Annotated in this window: 21 protein-coding genes, 1 tRNA gene and 1 pseudogene; 13 read left to right on the plus strand and 10 right to left on the minus strand. The window is 63.3% G+C overall.

What is annotated here, in order from left to right; genetic code table 11:
* Positions 1-84: 84 nt before the first annotated feature.
* From AC06FD_RS12675 to AC06FD_RS12685, 3 genes are all read left to right on the plus strand, one after another.
* A complete protein-coding gene (locus AC06FD_RS12675) occupies positions 85-1,467 on the plus strand; it encodes an aminotransferase-like domain-containing protein (protein ID WP_478078130.1) in 1,383 nt (460 codons plus the stop codon).
* Positions 1,468-1,609: 142 nt separating this feature from the next.
* Complete coding sequence (locus tag AC06FD_RS12680) at positions 1,610-3,397, plus strand: putative bifunctional diguanylate cyclase/phosphodiesterase (protein ID WP_478077991.1); 1,788 nt, start codon at positions 1,610-1,612, stop codon at positions 3,395-3,397.
* Positions 3,398-3,498: 101 nt separating this feature from the next.
* Positions 3,499-3,852, plus strand: a complete 354-nt coding sequence (locus AC06FD_RS12685) for a hypothetical protein (protein ID WP_478077992.1) — start codon at positions 3,499-3,501, stop codon at positions 3,850-3,852.
* A gap of 6 nt (positions 3,853-3,858) precedes the next feature.
* Here AC06FD_RS12685 and AC06FD_RS12690 read toward each other — a convergent pair whose 3' ends face one another.
* The 3 genes from AC06FD_RS12690 to AC06FD_RS12700 all read right to left on the minus strand — a co-directional run bounded on the left by AC06FD_RS12690 (position 3,859) and on the right by AC06FD_RS12700 (position 6,448).
* On the minus strand, positions 3,859-4,509 hold the full coding sequence (locus AC06FD_RS12690; RefSeq protein ID WP_478077993.1) for a hypothetical protein: 651 nt from the start codon (positions 4,507-4,509) through the stop codon (positions 3,859-3,861).
* A 397-nt stretch (positions 4,510-4,906) separates the two neighbouring features.
* Positions 4,907-5,980 (minus strand): alpha/beta hydrolase, encoded by a 1,074-nt coding sequence (locus tag AC06FD_RS12695; RefSeq protein ID WP_259209761.1) that lies wholly within the window; start codon positions 5,978-5,980, stop codon positions 4,907-4,909.
* Positions 5,981-6,121: 141 nt separating this feature from the next.
* The gene (locus tag AC06FD_RS12700) at positions 6,122-6,448 is read right to left on the minus strand and encodes a nuclear transport factor 2 family protein (protein ID WP_478077994.1); all 327 of its coding nucleotides are present in this window, start codon (positions 6,446-6,448) and stop codon (positions 6,122-6,124) included.
* 87 nt (positions 6,449-6,535) lie between these two features.
* Between AC06FD_RS12700 and AC06FD_RS12705 the strand changes: the two genes are divergently transcribed.
* Both AC06FD_RS12705 and AC06FD_RS12710 read left to right on the plus strand, forming a co-directional pair.
* Positions 6,536-6,880: a winged helix-turn-helix transcriptional regulator gene (locus AC06FD_RS12705; RefSeq protein ID WP_478077995.1), complete on the plus strand. Its 345-nt coding sequence runs from the start codon at positions 6,536-6,538 to the stop codon at positions 6,878-6,880.
* Between the two features lie 55 nt (positions 6,881-6,935).
* The gene (locus tag AC06FD_RS12710; protein ID WP_478077996.1) at positions 6,936-7,913 is read left to right on the plus strand and encodes a DUF2268 domain-containing putative Zn-dependent protease; all 978 of its coding nucleotides are present in this window, start codon (positions 6,936-6,938) and stop codon (positions 7,911-7,913) included.
* Between the two features lie 774 nt (positions 7,914-8,687).
* Here the strand turns inward: AC06FD_RS12710 and AC06FD_RS12715 are convergent.
* Entirely contained in the window at positions 8,688-9,974 is a 1,287-nt protein-coding gene (locus AC06FD_RS12715) for a hypothetical protein (RefSeq protein ID WP_478077997.1), read from the minus strand.
* 979 nt (positions 9,975-10,953) lie between these two features.
* On the opposite strand from AC06FD_RS12715, the gene AC06FD_RS12720 reads away from it, so the two are divergent.
* From AC06FD_RS12720 to AC06FD_RS12730, 3 genes are all read left to right on the plus strand, one after another.
* Complete coding sequence (locus AC06FD_RS12720) at positions 10,954-11,286, plus strand: hypothetical protein (RefSeq protein ID WP_478077998.1); 333 nt, start codon at positions 10,954-10,956, stop codon at positions 11,284-11,286.
* 807 nt (positions 11,287-12,093) lie between these two features.
* Positions 12,094-13,269, plus strand: a complete 1,176-nt coding sequence (locus AC06FD_RS12725; protein ID WP_478077999.1) for an ImmA/IrrE family metallo-endopeptidase — start codon at positions 12,094-12,096, stop codon at positions 13,267-13,269.
* Positions 13,266-13,736, plus strand: coding sequence for a PIN domain-containing protein (locus tag AC06FD_RS12730; protein WP_478078000.1), 471 nt, complete (start codon positions 13,266-13,268; stop codon positions 13,734-13,736). The genes AC06FD_RS12725 and AC06FD_RS12730 overlap by 4 nt, the downstream gene beginning before the upstream one ends.
* Before the next feature lie 147 nt (positions 13,737-13,883).
* Here the strand turns inward: AC06FD_RS12730 and AC06FD_RS12735 are convergent, their stop codons facing one another.
* Positions 13,884-14,675, minus strand: coding sequence for a hypothetical protein (locus tag AC06FD_RS12735; RefSeq protein ID WP_478078001.1), 792 nt, complete (start codon positions 14,673-14,675; stop codon positions 13,884-13,886).
* 282 nt (positions 14,676-14,957) lie between these two features.
* A complete protein-coding gene (locus tag AC06FD_RS12740) occupies positions 14,958-15,326 on the minus strand; it encodes a hypothetical protein (protein WP_478078002.1) in 369 nt (122 codons plus the stop codon).
* A gap of 6 nt (positions 15,327-15,332) precedes the next feature.
* Here AC06FD_RS12740 and AC06FD_RS12745 point away from each other — a divergent pair.
* Positions 15,333-16,163 (plus strand): annotated as a pseudogene (locus AC06FD_RS12745) (contractile injection system protein, VgrG/Pvc8 family); the annotation flags it as partial.
* Here the strand turns inward: AC06FD_RS12745 and AC06FD_RS12750 are convergent.
* Together AC06FD_RS12750 and AC06FD_RS12755 are read right to left on the minus strand one after the other, a co-directional pair.
* Positions 16,160-17,560 (minus strand): PIN-like domain-containing protein, encoded by a 1,401-nt coding sequence (locus AC06FD_RS12750; RefSeq protein ID WP_478078003.1) that lies wholly within the window; start codon positions 17,558-17,560, stop codon positions 16,160-16,162. The pseudogene AC06FD_RS12745 and the gene AC06FD_RS12750 overlap by 4 nt on opposite strands.
* A gap of 140 nt (positions 17,561-17,700) precedes the next feature.
* Positions 17,701-18,162: a helix-turn-helix domain-containing protein gene (locus tag AC06FD_RS12755; RefSeq protein WP_478078004.1), complete on the minus strand. Its 462-nt coding sequence runs from the start codon at positions 18,160-18,162 to the stop codon at positions 17,701-17,703.
* Between the two features lie 84 nt (positions 18,163-18,246).
* On the opposite strand from AC06FD_RS12755, the gene AC06FD_RS12760 reads away from it, so the two are divergent.
* The 4 genes from AC06FD_RS12760 (at position 18,247) to AC06FD_RS12775 (ending at position 19,925) form a co-directional block, all read left to right on the plus strand.
* Positions 18,247-18,462, plus strand: coding sequence for a helix-turn-helix domain-containing protein (locus tag AC06FD_RS12760; protein ID WP_478078005.1), 216 nt, complete (start codon positions 18,247-18,249; stop codon positions 18,460-18,462).
* Between the two features lie 9 nt (positions 18,463-18,471).
* Complete coding sequence (locus AC06FD_RS12765; protein ID WP_478078006.1) at positions 18,472-18,798, plus strand: ogr/Delta-like zinc finger family protein; 327 nt, start codon at positions 18,472-18,474, stop codon at positions 18,796-18,798.
* 55 nt (positions 18,799-18,853) lie between these two features.
* Positions 18,854-19,117 (plus strand): hypothetical protein, encoded by a 264-nt coding sequence (locus AC06FD_RS12770; RefSeq protein ID WP_478078007.1) that lies wholly within the window; start codon positions 18,854-18,856, stop codon positions 19,115-19,117.
* A 274-nt stretch (positions 19,118-19,391) separates the two neighbouring features.
* A complete protein-coding gene (locus AC06FD_RS12775; RefSeq protein WP_478078008.1) occupies positions 19,392-19,925 on the plus strand; it encodes a site-specific integrase in 534 nt (177 codons plus the stop codon).
* A gap of 69 nt (positions 19,926-19,994) precedes the next feature.
* Here AC06FD_RS12775 and AC06FD_RS12780 read toward each other — a convergent pair.
* Positions 19,995-20,070, minus strand: a tRNA-Ile gene (locus AC06FD_RS12780).
* 78 nt (positions 20,071-20,148) lie between these two features.
* A complete protein-coding gene (gene yjjJ / locus AC06FD_RS12785) occupies positions 20,149-21,549 on the minus strand; it encodes a type II toxin-antitoxin system HipA family toxin YjjJ (RefSeq protein ID WP_478078009.1) in 1,401 nt (466 codons plus the stop codon).
* Positions 21,550-21,602 lie beyond the last annotated feature (53 nt).

Below are 21,602 nucleotides of genomic sequence, written 5' to 3' on the forward strand. Positions count from 1 at the left end.
CGACAGCAGGGCACCCATACACAATCCAGTACACTTCCGCCGAACTGTTATGCCCTCCTGTGCAACACGGATCGCCCCATGCCACTGCCCCAGCGCATCACCCGCATCGAGACGGTCATGGAGGCGGTACGCGCGCGCATCACCGCGCGCAGCTATGTGCCAGGCACGCGCCTGCCGTCGGTGCGCGCCCAGGCAGCGACCCTGCAGGTGTCGGTGTCCACGGTTGTCGAAGCCTATGCACGCCTCACCGCCGAGGGGCTCATCAGCCCGCGCCCGGGTGCCGGCTTCCACGTGAGTGGTCCGGTCGCACCGCTGGCACTGGCGGGCATGGATCCGCCGCGCGACCGGCAGGTCGATCCTCTCTGGCTGGCACGGCAATCCCTGGAGCATGAGCCAGGCATGCTCAAGCCGGGCTGCGGCTGGCTGCCCGAGGACTGGATGTACGTCGAGGGCATCCGCCGTGGCCTGCGCAGCGCCGCGCGTGCCGATGCCGCCGCACTGGCCGACTACGCAACCCCGCTCGGCCTGCCTGCGCTGCGCCAGCTGCTCGCCCGGCGCCTGGCCGGGTACGCCATCGATGCGGCACCGGAACAGATCATGCTCACCGAATCGGGATCGCATGCGGTCGATCTGATCTGCCGCTTCCTGTTGTCGCCCGGCGATACGGTCCTGGTGGATGATCCGTGTTATTTCAACTTCCTGGCGTTGCTCAAGGCGCACCGGGTCAACGTGGTGGGCATTCCGTACACGCCCACCGGCCCCGACGTGGAGGCCTTCAGCGCCGCGCTGCAGGCCCACTCGCCGCGGGTGTACATCACCAACTCGGGCATCCACAACCCGACCGGCGCCACGCTCTCGCCGGTCACCGCGCACCGCCTGCTGAGCGCCGCGGACAGCTCGGACCTGGTGATCATCGAGGATGACCTGTTCGCCGATTTCGAGCACGCCCCGGCGCCACGCCTGGCCGCGTTCGACGGCCTGTCGCGGGTGATCCAGGTGGGCAGTTTTTCCAAGACCCTGTCCGCGTCGGTGCGCTGTGGCTTCATCGTTGCCCGTGGCGACTGGATCGAAGGGCTGGCCGACCTGAAGATCGCCACCAGCTTCGGCGGCGGACGCCTGGCGGCGGACATCCTGCTCACCGCGCTGACCGCCAGCGGCTACCGGCGGCACGTCGAAGCGGTGCGCACCCGGCTGGCGAGCGCGCGCGACACCACGTTGGCACGACTGGCGCCGCTCGGTATCCGGCCGTGGGTGGTGCCGCAGGCGGGAATGCTGCTGTGGTGCCAACTGCCCGATGGGGTGGACGCGGCCAACATCGCGCGCCGCTGCCTGGCCGAGGGCATCGTGCTGGCGCCGGGCAACGCATTCAGCCCTTCGCTCGCTGCCGCGGGCTTTCTCCGTTTCAATGCAGCGCAGGCCCAGGACAGGCGCGTGTTCGAGGTCCTGGCACGCGCGATGCGCGGCTGACGCGGCGCGCTGTCTGCGCGACCAACGGCCGTCCGGCCACGCCTCGTGAATGCTTCATCCTCGCCGCACGCGCACACCTTCACGGGCATTGCGCAGGCCGCGCGGGAGAGTAGCCTGAAAGGAACGGTGGCAGGCAAGGCGCATGTGGGACAGCAGCAGCGATAGTGACCGGGTTGCATTGATCGACGCATTGAACGTGATGGACCCGGCGTTGGGGCGCGCGCTGGATCCGATTACCGAGCTTGCTGCGTTCACCTTCGACGTGCCCATCGCGCTGATTTCGATCGTCGACGCCGACAGCCAGCGCTTCATCTCGCGCGTCGGCCTCGCCGTGGAGGGCACCGATCGGCACGCCTCGATCTGCTCGTGGGCCATCGGCTCGGCGCAGGTGATGCAGGTGGCCGACCTGCGCGAGGACCCGCGCTTCGCACAGAATCCGCTGGTGGTCGGCCCCGAACAGGTGCGCTTCTATGCCGGCGCTCCCCTGCTCACCAGGTCCGGGCTGGCCCTGGGCACCCTGTGCGTGATGGGACGCGCGCCGCGCGTGCTGTCGCCGCTGGAAGTGCAACAGCTGCAGACGCTTGCCCGCGTGGTGATGGCGCAGATGGAACTGAAGATGTCCATGGGCCGGCGCGAGCAGGTCACCGGCCTGCCCAACCGCCAGCAGTTCCAGGCGGACCTCGACCTGCTGGCGCGGCGTGCCGGCGACGGGCACTTCACTGCGGTGCTGCTGGACGTCCTGGATGCCCACAGCGCCAACGACGCCGGCCAGGCCCTGGGCATGAAACCGGTGGAGGCCCTGCTCCGGCAATCCTCGCTGCGCGTGCAGAGCGTGCTGCAGGACCAGGCGCAGGTCTACCACGTTGGCGTCAGCCGGTTCGCGTTCTTCCTGGTCGACCAGGACCGCACGCAGGTGGAGGCGCTGCTGGATCGATTGCGCGAACGCATGCGGCGACCGCTGATGGCCGGCAGCGTGCCGATGTTGCCGCAGTTCCATGCCGGTGCCTGCCACTTCAAGGCGGTCGCGGCCGACACCAACGACCTCATCCGCAAATGCCTGGTCGCCATGCAGCATGCCGTGCAGACCGATGCATGCCTGTGCTGGTACTCCGACGAGCGCGACGCGCGCCTGCGCCGGCGCTACCGTCTCGCCTCCGATGCCGCGCGCGGCCTGGCCCAACACCAGTTCAGCCTGGTCTACCAACCGCGTTTCAGCCTGCACGATGGGATGCCGGTGGCCGCCGAAGCGCTGCTGCGCTGGGTCCATCCCATGCTCGGGCCGGTCAGCCCCGGCGAGTTCATCCCGGTGCTGGAGCGCACCGCATTGATGCCGGCGTTGAGCCGCTGGGTGGTCGATCACGCGCTGGCCCAGCTGGCGCTATGGCAGCACGCGCTCCCCGGTTTTGGCCTGTCGCTGAACCTGTCGCCGCGCGACTTCGATGATCCCGGCCTGTGGGAGATGCTGTCCACCCGGCTGCAGGCGCATGGCCTGCCTGCGTCGCTGCTGGAGGTGGAAATCACCGAGGGCGAATGGTTGCAGGGCCACCCCGGCGCGGTGCCGCAACTGCGCGCGATGGCCACCGCCGGGATCCGCATCGCCATCGATGATTTCGGCAGCGGCTACAGCAACTTCGGCTACCTGAGCGAAGTGCCGATCTCCCTGATCAAGATCGACCGCAGCCTGGTGACCGGGCTGGCGCGCTCGCGCACCTCGCGACTGAAGGTGGAGGCCATCATCAAACTGGCCCGGCAACTGGGCTACCGCACGGTGGCCGAGGGCGTGGAGTCCGACGCCGAACTGTCGCTGCTGCGCCTGTGGGGTTGCGACGAGGCGCAAGGCTACCTTCTCGCCCGGCCCATGACGGCCGACGCGGCCACCCTGCTGGTGGATGCGTGCCGGGCCGGCTCCCCGGGCGAAGACACCGCCTGATCGTCACGGCGCGCGCTCCTCACGCCGCCAGCGCATTAATTCACCGCCCCTTGATCGCACGCAGGACTACGCTCGGCGTGCAGTAGCCAGGGAGCCATGCAATGCCGAACACGGGACTGTTCTACCTGCTGGAAGTCGCCGGCGATGCCGACAAGCAAGACCCGCACGTACTGCGCAGGCTGCGCTTCGTGCGCGCCGAATGCCTGCTCTGCCACACCCTGCTCAATGCCGCCAGCGCGCCGGGCCTGGTCAACGTGGCGCACGGCTCGGCCGTGCTCACCTGCGCCCACTGCGGCAACCGCCAGGCGATCTCCGGCGCACGCTTCTCCGACTTCGCCATGCGCCTGCAACGCGGCCTGATCCCGCCGCGCGAAGACGCGTTGCCAGTGGCCTCGCCGACGCCACCGGACCTCATCGTCGCCGACTCCATGCCGCACAAGCCCGCCCTGCGCTAGCGGCGGTCAGGCCTGCCACACGCTGAAGTCGCCGTTGGCCTCCACCGCCGTCAGCACGAACTGCTGCCGCCAGTCGACCAATACCAGCCCGAACGCCGCGTGCAAGGTGGCGAACACCGCCGAGAGCTGCATGTCGTCGCCGTCCAGCGTGGCTCCCAGCGCGCGCACCCCGCCTGCGTCGGCGAGTCCGTGCAGCAGCACGTCCGAGGACGGCTGGATCGCGAAGCCGCCCACCACCTGCCCCAGCGCCTGCGCGGAGGTGGTGAGGATCGGCGCGGCGATCGCCAGCGTCGCGAACTGGTCGGCCAGCCGCTGCACCGCACCGGGCGCCTGGACCAGCACGGGTCGGTCCAGGTGCCGCACATGCAGCGCCGACCAACCATTGGGCAGGCGATGCGCCAACTCGAACGCCTTGTACTCGGTCAGCGCGCGCTGCAGTTGCGGCAGGGCCGCGGCGGGCCAGAATTCCAGCTGGCACCACTCGTCCTCGTGGAACTGCGGCGCCCCATCGGCCGTGGCCGGATCGGGTGCACGGAACTGCAGCGCATCGCCTGCGATGGTCGGCATCGAGTACAGGACCTCCGCCGGGTCAAGCCGCTGCGGGGGAACGTCCTTGCGCGATCCCAGTGATGCCTTGATCCGATCCATCCAGCCCATGTCTACTCCCTGCAAGGTGGCGCCCGCCCAGGGCGATGTCGTGACGTGCCGCGCTGCCCGCGGGCCAACGGCGCCATGAAGCGTCCGTGTTCAGGTGAGACGTTCGGGTGAAGGTCGGCCCGTGCCACGCCGACCGCCGGCATGCGGTGTGGTTTCCCAGGCGGCGGCGCGCCCTTCCAGCGGCGCAGGGGCGGCGTGCGACGACAGGCCGCCGGGCGGCTGCGGATGTGCCATGCTGCGCGCAATCACCACGGAGACACCGCAATGGCCAAGGGCATGGACAGCAAGAAAGAGCAGAAGAAGAAACCCGCCAAGACCGCCAAGGAAAAGAAGGCGGAGAAGAACGAGAAGAAGACCACGCGGGGTTTTGCACCGACCTGAGCCGGCGCGGCCCGGCTCAGCCGTCGCCGCCCATCAGCCAGCGCAGCGCCTGCGGGAACGACACCTGCCAGTCCTCGGGGTAGGTGTGGCCGCCGTCATGGGTCCGCGAGCGCACTTGGTTGCCCTCGCCAAACAACCTGCGGAAGTCCTCACTCATCCGCAGGTTGCGCGGCCCTTCCTCGCGACCATTGACTACCACCACGCGCTTGCCGCGCGCCTTGCTCTCCGTCGGCGTGGCCTGGCTGCCACCGGGCGACACCAGCAGTGCCCCGGCGTAGTCCTGCGGATGCTGGGCCAGCAACGCACCGGCATGCTGGGACCCCTGCGAGAACCCCATCAGGTAGATCCGCTTGCGGTCGATGCATTGCCGTGCGGCCAGCGCGTCGAGTCCGTCCTGCACCGCCCGATGGGTGCCGTCGAAGCCCGGGCCGATCCAGCGGAAGCTGTCGAACGTATCGATCATTTCAGTGCCGTTGATGCCCAGCAGCACCGCGCCGGCATCGGCGAGCGGTTGATCGCTTTCATCCAGGTGGCCATTGATGCCATAGCCGTGCAGCCAGACCACTACCGGCGGGCAGGCACCGGCGGCCACCACCCCCGGCGAGGGGGGAAGTACCGAGATCGCCCCCACCCTGCCGGCCGCCACCTCGCGGTAGCGCCGCTGGGCATTGGCCAGCACGCTCTGGAAGGCCGGGGTCTGGCGAAGATCGGCGAAATCGGCATCCTCGGCCAGCATCGGACCAAACCACAGACCGCGCTCATCGGCTTCGCGCAGGTAGCGCAGCGCCAGCATTTCATCGGTGCCACGCCGAGCCAGCAATGCGGCCACCTGGTACGGCGCCCGCAGTTGCGCGCGGTCCTCGCGGCTGGCGGCCAGGTACAGCGCAAGGGCCTGCAGCTCGTTGCTGTCTTCCATGGCATCGGCGCGCTTGACCAGATCCTGCGCGTCATCGGCATTGATCAGCGCATTCACCACCGGACTCAGCACCGGGAAGGTGGCATCTTCGACCTCGTCGGCCGTAGCCGCGTGCAGTGCGGGCGCGCAGGACAGGAGGGCGGCAGCCAGGGCGAAACCGAACAGACACTTCACGCGGATCTTCCTTGAGGTACGACGGCAGCGGCGGAGTCTATCCACCCTGCCCGGTTTCGTCACCCTCGGCGTGGCGCACGTGCGCCTGGGTTACCGCGCCTACGCGACATTGCCGACGCCTGCTATCGATGCGTGCGTGCGTCAACCGATCTTCAGCCCGCTGATGCGCGCGTCGGCCACGACGAACCGGTGGGTCAGCACCACCGGGCTGCCCGGGAAGGTGCCACTCACCCGTGAGGTCACCACATCCTGGCCGTCGCGGCGCTCCCAGTGCAGCGGTTCGGTACGATGCTGATAGCGCGCGCGTGCGTGCGCCATCCACGCGGCAATCGCCGCCACGCCCCGATGGTCCTGGCGCTCGTCGTGGACCGTGGCGTCGACAGCAAAGCAATCCTCGATGCGAACGCCGGGTCCACCATTACTGAGCGCAAAGTAGCGCGAAAGCGGCAAAGGCAGATCGAGCGTCATCACACGTGCTCCGCAGGGGTCTGGCGATATTCTCGACGCGGCCCGGGCCGCCCACAAGAACGCACGAAAAGGTAAGTAACCGTCGCCATGAGAAAGGCATACACACCAGACACCGCCGCATCGGACGTGGCCGCCGCCCTGGACGTGCTGGACGGCCGCTGGAAGCTGCTGATCCTGTTCCACCTGTTCGACGGAAAGATCCAGCGCTACTCCGACCTTGAGCGGCTCATCCCGGCCATCTCGCAGAAGATGCTCGCCCAGCAGCTGCGTGCACTGGAAGCCGATGGCATCGTCGAACGAACCGTCTACCCGCAGGTGCCACCCAGGGTGGAGTACCGCCTCACCGCATGGGGGCAGGCGCTCTGCCCGGCACTGGATGCGCTGTTGCTGTGGCGGGAGCAGAAGCCCCCTGCGGCGGATGCGCCGGCTTAAACCTTTCGCGTGTTTGCTGCATCCAACGGGGGATACCCACCGCAAGGCGAACGACATGAAGGCATGGAAACGGCTGCTCCTGGTGTTGCTCATCGCTGGTACGTTGCCGTTGAGCCTGGCCAACGCGGGTCACCCCGTGGCGCAACAGGTCCATACCCGCGACATCGACAACTTCTGGATCGCCTACGACGCGGTCCGCGGCGAGGCCGATCCTGCGCGCAGGCAGCAGCTCATCAAGACCCTCTACATCGACAAGGGCACGCCGGGGCTGCATGCGCTGATGCAGGCGCGCCACTACAGCGGCGAGCAGTACGTGGCGGCCATCGATGCCTGGCCGCGCTACTGGGCCTCGATACGCCCGCTGACCGGCCGCGCGTTGGCCGCCACCACCGCCCTCGATGCCGACCTGGCCAAACTCAAGCGCCTGTACCCGGCGCTGCGTCCGGCCAGCATCACCTACGCGATCGGCGTGCTGCGCACCGGCGGCACCACCCTGGACGACAAGGTGCTGATCGGCGCCGAGCTTGCCCTGGGCGATGACAGTGTCGACGTGTCGGAGCTGCCCGAACCCCTGCAGACCCGCCTGCGCACGTTCTACGCCTCGCAACCGTTCCACAACAACCGCCAGAACAACATCCACGAGTACATCCATACCCAGCAGGTGGAGGCCGGCGACACCCTGGCCCAATATGCGTTGCGCGAAGGCGCGGCGGAGCTGGTGGCGGAGCTGGTCACCGGGAAGAAGCCCGACCTGCCGCTGTACGTGTACGGGCCGGCGCATGAGGATGCACTCAAGGCGCAGTTCCAGGCCGACCGCCGCGGCAACGATTACCGCGACTGGCTGTATAACAGCAGCGCGAATCGCTTCGGGGTCAGTGACCTGGGGTATTACGTGGGGTACCGCATCGCCCGTGCCTACTACGACGCGCACCCGGACAAGGCCAAGGCGGTCGCCGACCTCCTCGAGCTTCGGTATGACGACAGGGAGGCCGTGGATGAGCTGATCGAGCGCTCCGGGTACTTTTCCGGCTAGTCAGGCTGGGGGCAAGGCGACACTCGCCGACCATGCACGTTGATCACCTACGAAGTGCCGCGACATCAGCGATTGCAACGCTTACCGAACTGTCTTCAGTCTGCTTCGGCCAGCTGAAACGTTTTAGCGTTTGAGGTTCTTGGGCTGCAGACCAAGCGTTGGCAGGGAGTGTTTCCTATCCTCCGCAGGAACGTCGCTCTCTTTGTCCTTCGGCGTTTCCCCAGTTAAATCCTCACTGGGTCACCACCGGGCGCTACGACAACGATCTGCCAGCCGTGAAACCATCGCGCAAGCGCTGAATTTTTCCAACCATTTTCTCAAGCGTATAAAAAAGGCACCCGGGCCGTCGCCTGAGTGCCTGTTTTTTTTGGTGGCCCACCATCAATCACATCATCATCGCCTCCAATTGAAATACAAGGATACATGCGAATTTGACAATGAACGTTACCGCCAAAGTTACCGCCAAAATGTCGCGGTTAGATCATTGCTGAGCAGTGACGCCAGGCAGACTCGTCCGCGACCGACTGACGTCTCACGGCAAGCTAATCAACTCCAACCTTGTGTGAGCTCAGGAGTGTGACGACACCCCTGCGCTGATGATCACGTGCGTCTGGGGAGTACTGTCTTTCCATTTCTTAGGAGACGGCGAGCCTTACGAATGGACCATTCCTTCTATAGTAGGTAGCCGATCTGACTGGCCATTACCCCCTCATGGAGAGGGGGACAGTCGAAATATTCACCGCAGGGAAGCGGAGACTATCCAGCCACAGGCGATCAGAAAGTAACCTTCCAGACGCCGCCTCCCTTGCAGCGACTACAGTGTAGAAACGACCTCCAATCCTTGCGAAGTTCAAGCCTCTCCACCCCTTTCCACGCCTTGTCTGCGGCATGCGCGCTTTCCCAGCTATTGTGTCCGCAATCGCCTCGGCGGCGCATGATGTCGAAGTTCGGGGTAGAACTCACTTTCTTGTAGAAAATGGCTTGCCCAGCCTGGATATCGCCTTGCCTACCGTCTTCATCGTCAACCGCGTGCTCTTCCGAATCAGCCGGATTCGCATCATTTTCTGTGGTGGTTTTGCGCGCATATCCCAGCTGAACCTCCGCGTTCTCTGCCCTAGTTTTCTCAACAGACAACTCGGTCTCTAGGTCGGTTATTCTGCGGTTTGCCTTGTCGAGGTCGTCTGCAAGGCTATTGGCAATCTCGTATACGCCGTCGATCATGCTTGCATTACCCTGCAGCTCTGCCAGCTTCTTCCGCGTTTGCGCCCTGAAAACAGACCCAATCTCTGCAGGCTCTGTGATCGACAGGGCGGATGCGGCCATAACACGTTGCCGTAACTGTTCGCGAAAGCGATCCTCCGCGTTCGTGTTGGCGGGTGCGTCAAGCATCCTTTCTGAAGTCCACACCGTGCTCACCAACTGATCGAGTGAGGTGCCAATGTTCGGCCAATAGATACGCACTGCGCCATCGAAGCAAGCAGCCCTCCTGCCTAGGCGATTTGATATCTCCCAAGCTGCATCGGAGTCAACGGATGACACATAACCAAGTCCAACCAAGTCAGACGCCAGCTTCTTATCTAGCCCATCCCACACAAATTCGTCATCATCTTCGGATACAAGGATTAGTGGGAATTTTCGCTGGCCGGAGAGGATGATCTTGCAAACCTCCGCCCCACCCTCCGGGCCTGTAAATGCGCGCGGCCTCCCCGACGGGATCTGAGCGCCGTCAATCTCCCAGTCCCTATGCAGTCGAATCATTTCGCGAAGAACGGCAGGGCAGCGAGCGCTGGTCGATCTTGGCGCGATCTTTGTTCCAAGGTTGGATGCTGACACCGAAGCAAACACCACAACGCGCTCATCGGTGGCACCAATACATACACGGGTAACGAACTCCTGCGCTTCGTTCGCCCTCTCCCTCAGAATTAGCTCTTCAGCGTACTGATCGTCGACCTCTACGGTCTCGCGGGTGAACGTACCACCGCCACCGGGAGTTTCAGACGCGAATGACCCAGATCGCTCCGCCGCGTCCAGCACACCTTTCGACGTAAGCCAACCGGTCATGCTTTCGTGTACGGAACGGATTCGTTCCGCACGCATCTGCGTACCAAGTCCCTTTCTCTCTAGCAGATAGGCTGACACAGTTTGCATTTCTTCCCCCTATTGGAAATGTAACCGCCAGTTTCACTCAACGCCCCCACCCCTGCAATGGTGCCCGTCCGGCCCCACCTCGTGAACCTAGGCCTCGTGGAACGGCCAATGGTAGAACGGGCGCCAGCGGGATCTCTGGCGCGCACTTGTCCCCCTCCACGCCTGCGCGCTTAATGGGGCGCTTTTTCCGCACCCACTGCATTGGGGCAATAAGCAGACGCACCAACGATGACACCAGCCATGAATGGTCGTCAATTCGCCTGCGGATCCCTGCGCCCGAAGGGCTGCTGAGGGACTCGGTAGCCGACAAGACTTGCCTAGGACAGAGATGACTCACCGAGAGACTGGGATGGCACCTTCCAGCAGTGTCCGACAGGTAAAGCCCCAGTACTTGGAGTGTTTTAGAAAGACTATGAATTGCAATTAGGTATCGCCGTTTCGGTAACACCATCCGCTCCAGACTACCCCGAAGCTGAATCAGCACTAATGACTGCCATCAACGGGGCTCGCGAGCTAACGGCTGAGTAGCAGCCCCTGAACCCGTTGATTTAACGGGGCTAGCTATTTCCGCTGGTAACATTGGTAACACTGGTAACGCCGGGTTCAAACTCTAGTGTTACCAACGGTTTTCAGGCTTATCTGACTGGCCGACACAGTGGTTACAGCCGGTAACATTGGTAACACGCGGGACCTGCGCCATGCGAGGGCGCTTAGCTTACCTAGATCCCGTCAGCTGTCGCGCCGCAGGCACCGTCATGCCGAGTGGCCCAGCCTGTCATACAGGCAGGTTCTGCGGCACGTGTCATTAGGCCCCTCAGGGTGAGATGGTTGCGCCTGGAATCGTCCTGTACTATTTCTGGAGTATCCCGAAACCAATTTTGGCGAGGATGACGTGCGTATCGCATACTTTGTAATTCTGCTGCTCGCGGCCGGCGCAGCCGAAACCTCTGAACCGGTCAAGAACTCAATCGCACGACCCTACTATGAGTGCGTTCGGAGTTCCGCCGTTCGATACGCCAAGAAGGCGGAAGAGACCGCTGCGGTAATCCAGGCAGCGGAAGCGTCGTGCCAAGAGAAGCGGGACGACCTGCTCGCCGAGATCATTGCCAACATCATCATAAGAGGATCGTCTGGAGATGCTGAGGATGGCGGCAAGCGAATCCTGAGCCATTTGGAGTCAGAGTGGAGGCCCTATGTTGTTCTGGCAATTCTTGAGGCTCGTTGACCTCAGGGCCGCTCAAGGCACTGCGGCCTGACGCACCCACTGCCGCCGCCCGTTAGGCGCAAAACTAATGAGGGCAAGACCGAAAAGAAAAGCCCGAAAGTAACCACGACGGGACACTCAGGCGAACCAGCGATTACGGCTCGACGCCGTGTTTCGTGCGGAAGTCCTTTTCCATCAGCTCGCACGCACTGGCAACGAACCTCTGCGTACCAGGGTCTAGAGACTTTCGCTCGCACTCCTCCCAGCATAAGGCGATGGCATCGCGTTCTCTGCCCTTCTCCTTCGCTTGGGGCGATGAGCCATTCATTATCAAGATAACAATCACGACCGCGAATCCGACGCCGCCTAGCAGTACAAGCGTACCGCGCCCGGCCGCCTTCGTCGCAGGTGCGATGGGCGCGGCAGATTGGGGGGGCGACAGGGCCTGGCGTCTGCACCGCTCCGCACGACGGACATGCCTGGGCAGTAGTGCTAATGGTATGCCCGCTTTCCGGGCAGGTTATAAGAGCGATCCTTGATTCCCCCTGGTTAGAGTTGGGATTGTAGCTCCAATAGTGAAAATGAGCCCCGAGGGACATCTCAGCCCGCGCCCCGAGCCGCTTCCGGATGTGTACCAGCTAGCGCGCCTCGACACCAGACGCGGGCCGCATCCACTTCCCGTCCTCCGCCTTCCCCGCCTTGATCGCCCTCGCTACTCCATCCAGCCAGCCGATTCGACCACGACCAGGCTGAGCCCAGGTCGGTCGCACTCCTTGGGACTGGGCAACGGCGCCCTGCGGGGCGATACTGGCCCCATGGAGCATCGAAATGACTAGGGAGACGGTAGCCGGCGTTCAGCCGGCAGTGATGCGCTGGGCACGCGAGTCCATCGGCATGTCGGTGGCCGATGTTGCTGTGCGCCTGAAGCGACAGGCCATTGAGATCGAGTCCTGGGAGCGGGGCGACACCTCTCCGACCTATGCCCAACTGGAAGCGCTGGCTTACGACCTATACAAGCGCCCACTTGCGGTTTTCTTTCTTCCAACTCCGCCCAAAGAAGCGTCTCCCAGACAAGAATTCCGTACCCTTCCCGAAGAAGATCTTGCCACGCTGGATAGGGACACCTACCTCCATCTACGCAAGGCGCGCGCCTACCAACTGGGCTTGGCGGAGCTTTACGAGGGCACCAATCCGGCACATTCCAAGATTTGGAATGAGGTGAAGCTGAGAATCGGCGACGACCTCGCCGCCAAAGCTCGTCAGATTAGGGCCACCCTTGGCATTGATACCGAGATCCAAGCGTCTTGGGCGCGAGACGAGGATGCGCTAAAAGCGTGGCGCGAAGCCATCGAGAAGCGCGGGATATTTGTTTTCAAGGACAGCTTCAAACAGACCAGCATTTCAGGGTTCTGCTTGCGCGATGAAGAATTCCCGTTGATCTACATCAACAACAGCACTACCAAGACTCGCCAGATATTTTCATTGCTACATGAGCTAGCACATGCACTGTTCGCCATCAACGGTATATCGAAGTTCGACACCTCGTACATCGACGACCTTCCCAAGCGGGAGCAGGCTATCGAGGTGTTCTGCAATGCGGTGGCCGCCGAGGTATTGATTCCGTCTGCAGTTTTCGACCACCGCACCCAAAGCGCACCACACTCCGTTGATACCCAACCCGACTCCTTCTTCTCAGATCTTGCGCGCGCATTTGGAGTGAGTCGAGAAGCGATCCTCCGGCGCTTCCTCGATCGAGGCCGAGCAACCAAGATCTTTTATGAGGCAAAAGCCCTTGAGTGGACCCAACAGAAAAAGGAAGGCGCTGGCGGCGGCAGTTGGTACGCATCAAAGGGGGCATATCTCAGCGACAGGTTACTGAGAGATGTCTTCTCACGGCATCTGCGAGGTCAACTCAGCCAAGAGAAGGCGGCAGATTTCCTGGGCGTAAAGCCGTCCCAAGTACCAGGCCTTGAGGAGCTTGTTTTGCGAAGGAAAGCGCAATGATCTATGTTTTCGACACTGGCTCCTTTAGCAAGCTCAAGCACTACTACCCCGGCGTTTTCGCGACGTTGTGGGCCGGATTGGACGACATGGTCAAGGCCGGGTCCTTGCTCTCCACAAAAGAGGTCAGGCGGGAGCTCCAGAACGGCGCGCCTGACCCGTACGTTGATGGATGGATCACGAAGAACGGCCACATCTTTACCACGCCTTCTATGCAGGAGCTTCAGATCGTCGCCTCGATCTTGGCGGTCAATCATTTTCAGAGCATCATCGGCGAGAAGCAGAGACTGAAAGGCACTCCGGTTGCGGATCCTTTCGTAATTGCTGCCGCTAAAGCCCGCGCAGGCACCGTCGTCACCGAGGAACTGTTCAAGGACAAGTCCGCAAAGATGCCGAACATCTGCAAGCATTTCAATGTTCAATGCACCACCCTTGAAGGATTCATGGCACAGCAAGAGTGGACGTTCTAGGCTGACACGAGCCGCATAAGCAACTCGCCAGTCGAGGTGGACTACGGATTCGGCGCAGTACTCACGCCTCGTCAGCCTACTGCCATTCCACTGGGAATCCATCAACGCGGTGACCCGGGCCCGTTTTTTGGCTCCTGATGCGGCCGATCATGCGTCCATCTTTAGTTCGATGCTCCGCTGTATCCTTGACATGGCTGCAGGACTGGCAACCAACTGCATATCGACATCGCCCAAATCAATAGGCGGCAATGCCATTTGCTGCGCGACTTGTTTTGCAATCGAAGGTCCACCCAAGCGGCGTACGGCGCTAGTCAGCCCACCAAAGAAGCGGCTGGCGAGGTCATCCATGTCGGACTTTTCTCGGTGAGGCTTCCCTGCGTTGTCAGCCAACGCGAAAAGAGCGTAAGCGACCGCAATTTCCTCGCCGGCTTGGCTGAGCAGATGCTCGCAGGCCTGCTCCGCCACTTCCTTGGCAACGTCATGCTTACCCTTGGTGCAACTATCCGCGACCACTGTCAGTTCGAGTTCCAGACGCGGCAGTTCAGCGGCAATCTCCGACTCCATAGCCCGGTACTCCTCGGCCAGCGACAGCGCCGAACGCTCGGCCGCCCTCAGCTTCTGAATGTCGCGGGTCAGCATGCCGTCGCTATCGCGGAGCTTGGCACTCCACTGCTGCCTCGCCTTTACCGCCTCACCCCGCGCAGCCTGCTGGGCGCGGCTCATCGTTTCGACCTTGGCCCTCAGTGCCCGCTTACGCTGCGCAGCCTCGGCCAATTGCTGGGCCAGTTCACCGAGTCGCTGCCGCTTTGCTGACACCGGCACTGGCACCATCTCGGTCCCGGTAGCTTCGGTTGTCACCTGGGGCGCACCACCATTTGCTTCGCTCTCATTCATTGCTGTTCCTCCATTGAAATCGTGTTGTTGAATTTTTGCGGCCATGGCAATCACAGCCGCCGTTGAACCGACTCGCACCACGCTCGCAGAGAGCCGTCATGCACCTTGCGCGAATCGAAGACGAAGAGCCGGACTGCGCCCAGCCCCGGTATGCGTACAACTTGTGATGGCCGGCCATCGGCGCAGGGCTTGAGCCAGCCCGCTTCGACAAGCGCACGCGTGGATAGGCGCGCATCGTGTCCGGCGCACAGTTCGCGGTTGAACGCCTCTGGCAGCACCATGTACTCGGTGACGCCTTCCTCATCGAACCGCTTGAAGTCCGCCCGATCACGAACCTGCGGCGTGCCGGGCGCGGCTCGGTTGCTCTAGGCGACTTCCACCGTGCGCTTCAAAAAAGGCGCGGATGCGCGACAGCAGCGCATCGGTATCGGCACCGCCGGAGCCACCGCGCCGCTGCAGCCACGCTTGGAAACACGCCGCCGCGCCTTTTGTCGCCTCGCCCTTTGGCCAGCCGGTGAGTTGGTGGCGGCAGGTGCTGGCCAACTCGCCCGCGAAGGCCACAATGGCGAACCGCTCGGCCACCCGCTGTACCTCGCCAGAAGCATCATCCGGCAGGTAGGTGGCCAGGAACCGGTCGGGTGATGCGCGCAGCTGCGCGGTGACCTTGGGGCTGTCGATGTGGGTCAGGTATTCCATCCACAGCGGCGCGGCGTCACCTTGACCCTAGCGTTCGGCTGGGCCGACACGGGGATGGTGAACAAGGGCAGCTTCGTGGTGGATGAGGCCGAGCACAGCGGTCCACCCGACGTCATCACCATCCGCGCTCGGAGCGCCGACCTCACCCACTCGATCCGCACAAGGCGCGAGCGCAGTTGGCACGACGCCACGCTGGGTGCGGTGCTTCGCACCCTTGCCGAGGACCACTCGTTGAAAGCCGCAGTGGCCGCCGACCTGGCCGCCGTTGCCCTGCCGCACCTGGACCAGGCCAACGAGAGCGATGTGAACCTGCTCACCCGGCTGGGAAAACGCTTCGATGCGGTCGCCACCATCAAGGCCGGCACGCTCATCTTCAAGCCCATCGACGGCACCACCACGGCCGCCGGCATCGACCTGCCCCGGTACACGCTGACGCGCGCCTCCGGTGACTCGCATCGCTACACCGTGGTGGACCGCGACGCGGTCACTGGCGTGCGGGCCTACTGGGGTGATCGTGGCGCGGCCCGCCGCAAGGCCGTGCTGGTGGGCAGCGACAAGAACGAGAAGAAGCTGCAGGCCACATACGCGAGCGAGGACGAGGCGCGACAGCATGCGAAGGCGGAGCTGCAGCGGTTGGCACGCGGGACGGCGACGTTGGCGGTCAACCTGGCGCTAGGACGTGCAGATCTGTATCCGGGTCAGAAGGTGGATGTCGCGGGCGTCAAGCCGGAGATCGATGGCACAGCATGGCTAGTCGTCAAAACTACCCACACAATCGAAGGCGGCGCGGGGTTCCGAACCGCCATCGAACTAGAAAGAAGCGCGAATCCGACTTAGGCTAATCCTTGGTTTACGCGCTCATCCAATAGCGATGTAAATACAACAGATCCTTCAACCATTGAAGCCCCTCTAATTTCCACCAAGAACGGTATTCGCTCTGCCGCATTCAGTGCCACCGTCATTCCCCAACTGTTGCTCCGCCAAAAATCTGGACTCTGAGCTCCGTCAAAGAGCACCAAGCAGTCATTGTCCCCCAACGCTTCAACAGCAGCATCCACAACGCTACTGAAGTCAATAATCGAGCCTATATCCTTCGGTCGCGCGGTAACGTCCATCAGCGCATACGTCATAGCTCTGGTGACATCCGATGGAGGCCTCGTCGCCACCGCCACGCCCTGGCCCGAAATTCTCATGTCAGTAGCGCCGAGCGCTTCCGAAAGTGCAGGTAGCGCAAGGCCAAATGGGATGAATAGTCGCTTGGGCCAGTTGTGCGAGACGAACAGCTTTGAGTTCACGATTCTATATGGACCTGAGTTCGAATCCGCCTGCGCCACATCCGAAATGGTGTCGTCGGATACAGTCGAATGCAAAAATGTCTTCGACTTTTTTACAAAGTCAGAAAGCGTATACATCCAGAAATTTTTGACGCCCGCGCGTCGCCGGATGTCCATTACGAGCTCAGGTTGCGGCCGCAGGCCAGCTGCACTCTTGGTGTCCTGCCACCAGTCTTCCTTTACGTCAGACGTGATCAGCAACACTCCTTTTGGTTTTGGATTTGCTTTTACTGCGTGGTCAAGTAGTTGCGTCCAAAGAAGATAGTCTCCGTATTGCCGTTCATAGATCAGGCCGTCCGCCATGTACCGGTCGCCGGCCTTGCCTTGATCAAGATAGCCTGGCCCCATCTTCACCTCATACCTTTCTGCAGCCTCGCGGTAGCAGCTGTCCAGCGCCGCTTGGCCCTGAGGTCGCTCCCCTACACGACCGCCGAGCAGCTTCGTCAGGAACGAGTTAACCTCATCCTTGCCGCCTGGCGCCACATAGCCGTCAGCCAGCCCACCAGCCAGCTTCGCGAGTTCCCCTACGCTTTCGGCGATCTTCTTCATGATCGCCTGCACCTCTTCGCCCGAACCACGCTCACCGAACTCAATAGTTTGGATGCTCTGACGAAACGTTGAATGTGCCTTGTTGACGTTGGCAGCCAAAGACTTGGCCTTGTCGTGCTCGTCTCGCATCGCCTTAAGGCGGTTTCTCTGAAACTCCACCGCCACTTGGTAGGGAATCCACAAACGGTCCTTCTGGGATTCAAGCAGCCCCATGATCTCTCGGCGAGCCGTTGGAGAGACTCGGTAGAGGTTCAAGAGAACGTTCGTGTCGAGAACGATGAGAGCGCTGGTCCAAAGCGAGCGGATTTCCGCATCGGTGGGATCGTAATAACCTTCGAAGAGCGGCTTCATTCGAGTTCCTTCCTTTGGACCTGAATTTAAGTTCGAACGGGGGACAACGATTTTTCGCCTGTCGCGCTTGCCTCTACAGGCGGCTTGTACGCGATGGATATTTTGACCTACGGCCAGTATTAGCTGGCCAATGTTCAGCTCTATCGTTTGCGGCTTGCCTTATGGCGCGAGCCTATCTGAAAGCTGACATCTCGCTGGGTCACCGAGCCGGCATTGACCTGGCCTTGGTTGTCGCCGCCCACCATCGCCAGTGCCCCTGCCTGCGGCTGTACGGGGACTTCGTCCTTTGTGGCGGTAAGCATCATGCGCAGCGCGGCGCGCATCTTTGGCGGTGCCGCGCGGAAGCAAATGAGCATCTCCGCTTCCTCCTCCACCAGCTCGGAGGGGAAACCCGTCAGCACGTATCCGATATCCACCCCCAGCTCGCTCACTTCATGGAGGTAGGCCGCCGTGGGTGAGTTGACCCCGGTCTCGTATCGCATCTGGGTGTTTTTGTTCTTGCCCGCGTGCGTTCCCATCTCGTCCTGGCTCATCTCCAGGCGCTCCCGCTCCGCACGCAGCCGGGGGCCAACACCGAGCTTCGAATCCTCAATCAGTGACATATTTCGCACCTCGCATATTGACTAGTTCGTTTTTACGAACTATCTTTAATTGACTTACCCGATAATCAGACCTTGGCGCCTTAAATGTACAACCAAGCACTAAAAACCGCACTCCAGGTCCGCGAAGAGCTGGATCGCCAAGGCGTCTCGATCGCCGAGTTCGCCCGCACCCACAACCTTGATGCACGGGCCACTTGGCTGGTCTTGTCCGGCCGCAACAAGGGCCGCCGGGGCGCAGGCCACAAGGCAGCCGTCGTGCTGGGCCTCAAGGCCGGCATCATCGCCACCACCTCCAACTGAGGAACACGCATGTCTTTGCACAGTGCTCGTAGGAAGGAGGTCTTTCGCTGCCCTTTCTGTGGTTCGCCGCTGGTGAAGCGCACCAGCCACCTGAGCCATGAGCATCTGAGGCACGACTCGTACAACTGCACCGATCCCATGTGCTCCGCGGCCTTCACCGGCCACAGCGAACTGACCGGCGTAGCCAGCCCCAGCGGCCTTCCCGGCGCCAGGCCTACCGACCTCCCCCCATCCCCGGCGTACGCATGCGAGGTCGACCAGCGCCCCCACCGGATGCACTGCAGCGGCAACCAACCCGATCTGCTGGACGGCTTGCCGCTTCGCGCCAACAGCTGAGGAAACCACCCATGGCTGTTCTTGAACTGGCGACACTATCGCCAACGGCAACGCTTTGCCTGAATTCACCATCCGCTGCGGCGGTCTGGTCGCTGGCCACCACGGATACGCCGGACGCAAAGGCGAGTCGGTCGATGTCTTCACCGCCGCCCCGGTATGGCAGTTGATGGCCTTACGCCTGGTCCGCTGCGCCCCCGGCGATGACCGCGTGGTGGAAGCTACTGACCTGGGTATCGAACTGAACGACTGCGGCATCGTGGTGAACTCCGCCGTTCACATGGGCGATGCCGGCACAACGAACAGCGAGGCAGCGCCATGATGCCGCGCGACGCCTGGTCCACCGCGCAGGCGCCCGTGTTCATTTCAGGGCCGTCCGGCCACGTCCCCACAGACCCCGGCGGCGAAGGCCACAGAGGCCGCCACACTGGCCGAGCGGGCAGCCGCCTTCCGCAAAAGGCCGGCGGCAGCGTCCAGGTCATCACGGGGCTACAGGGCCGTCAGCAGACGCGCAACACCCGCCGTAACGCGAAGGCCTGAACTGCCCATGCAAGAAGATATCCGCCAGCACGTGCTGCAGCGTATCGAGCGGGACTATGGCCCCACGCATCGTCCCAGCACCCCATACATGCGCGGCGGCAACCGGCGTGCGCCAAGCAAAGGAGGTGCGCGCCCATCGCATGCCCGCGCCGGACGCATTCGCCAAGGTGCTTGCCTTTGCACGCGAGCGCGGCAGACGCACGCCGCACACCAAAGGCAGCTGCCCGGGCTACCTTGCACCGGCGGTGGTCCTGGCCTACAGCGCCCGTCTACGGGGTATTGAAGTGGGAACGCTGACCGAGGCACACCGGCTTGACCAGGGCGTGCACGGGCAGCGCTGCAAGGGTTCCCGCGACTCGATCACCGAGTGGAATGCGGAGATGACAGCAGCGTGGGACCAGCTGCTCGCACGACGCGCGGCCATCGAGCAATCGGAGAGATTCTCTCTGCACGGTCTTAAGCATCGGGGCGTCACCGACACCGCCGGAAATCGCGGTGACAAGCAGGACGCTGCTGGGCATAAATCCCCCCTCACCACGGGTCGCTACGATCACGACCTCCCCGTCGTGAAACCACCGCGCAATCGATGAATTCTCCCGGCAATTGTCCCGGCGGCACAAAAAAGGCACTTGGGCCGACGCTTAAGTGCCTGTTTTCTATGGTGGGCCCAGAAGGATTCGAACCTTCAACCAAAGGATTATGAGTCCTCTGCTCTAACCGTTGAGCTATAGGCCCTTGCGGCCGCACAGTGTAGTGGACGCCAACGGCTGCTTTCCACTGCGAACGTCACCGAAATCGTCTCAGTCGCCGCTTTCAGCCAAACCGCTGCCCCATTGCCTGCACCCTGCCGGCGTTCTCGGCCGCCAGCGCCCGCAGCGCCGTCGAGCGCAACAGCCGCGACCCGGCCACCCGCTGCCAGAAGTCCAGCGCCAGTGGCGCCGCCCATTGCAGGTGCGCAAGGTCGCCACTGCGCTCCGGCGCCACCTGCGCCAGCGGGCGTGCCGCACGCAGCACGCCGCTGCGGGAGGGGGCCAGCGACATCGGCAGCATGTCGTACACCGGTGCCAGTGGCAGCGGGCCGCGATCCACCAGATGGAAGCCGAGGTTGCCCTGATGCATGTCGCTGTTGCCGATCAGCCGGCCGAAGGCGTGCAGGCGCGCCATGGCCGTGGCGGTGTCGCGATCCACCCAGCGCTGCGCCAGCAGCGCCTCTGCAGCCACGCCCCAGGTCGTGGTCGCCTCGCCGACGAAGGCCGAGGACAGCGCCAGCAGCGAGACGAAGCCGCGTCGCCCCAGTACGTCCGGCGTGCGGTCGAAGCGCTCTACTTCGAGGAAGGTGTGGCTGTCGGTCTGGATCAACTGCGATGCAGCAGCAGGCACGCCTGCATCGCGCAGGCACGTCAGTGCCAGGTGCTCGCATGCCAGCAGATCGGCCCAGCGCTCCGCGGCGTCTCCTGCGGCGGGCTGGGCGAACTTCACCAGTGCGGCGTAGCGGCCATTGGCATGGTCGACGGTGGCGGTGAACTTCGGCTGCTCGCCACCGGGAGACGAACCGACGTCTTCGCCTTCCAGCGCAGCGGCGGCGCGCGCCGGGTAGTGGACGGCGCGCTCGTCGGCCCGCACCCGATCCGGTGGCGCATCCAGCGCGCGCAGCGCCGCATCCACCGCATCGCCTCCGAGGAGCAGATCGCCGGTTTCAGTACCCCCTGCACGTACCAGGGCCATCAGGGTGTCGCCGAGCTGCCAGCGGTTGAGGTCGTCGGGAACACCCAGCTCACGGCCACGACGGTGTGCGAAGGTGCGGCCGAGAAAGCCCTGCGGGCGCAGGTCGTCCAGGTACCACGGCAGGCCGGGGAAGTGGCCTTCCACGCCGGAGTCAGGTGGCCGGGTGAGGTTGGGGCGCGCGGTATCGGGTTGCACGTGGAAGGTATCGCCGGTGAGCGCCACCACGGTCCCGAGCTCTTCCAGGGTGGCATCGGCGCGCAGCCGGAACAGCGGCCACTCGCTGCCGGCCGCGGTGGGCTGGCGGACGGCGTAGGTGGTAGCGCGGGTATGGCCCAGGCGTACGACGCGGTCGCCCGCCTCGGCGACCAGGCGTGCGAGCGTGGGCCGGGTGATCCCCAGACGCGCCGCCAGGGCACCTGCTGGCACGGCGTCGCCGGCGGGCAGGCTGTTGAGCAGATCCTGGGGCTCGAGGGTGCGAGGGCGCGCCATGGGGAGGACCAACGGAATTAAGTTACGAATCTATACGTCAAAAGATGGCTTTT

It is taken from the genome of Stenotrophomonas sp. Steno-Z1 (assembly GCF_056393175.1).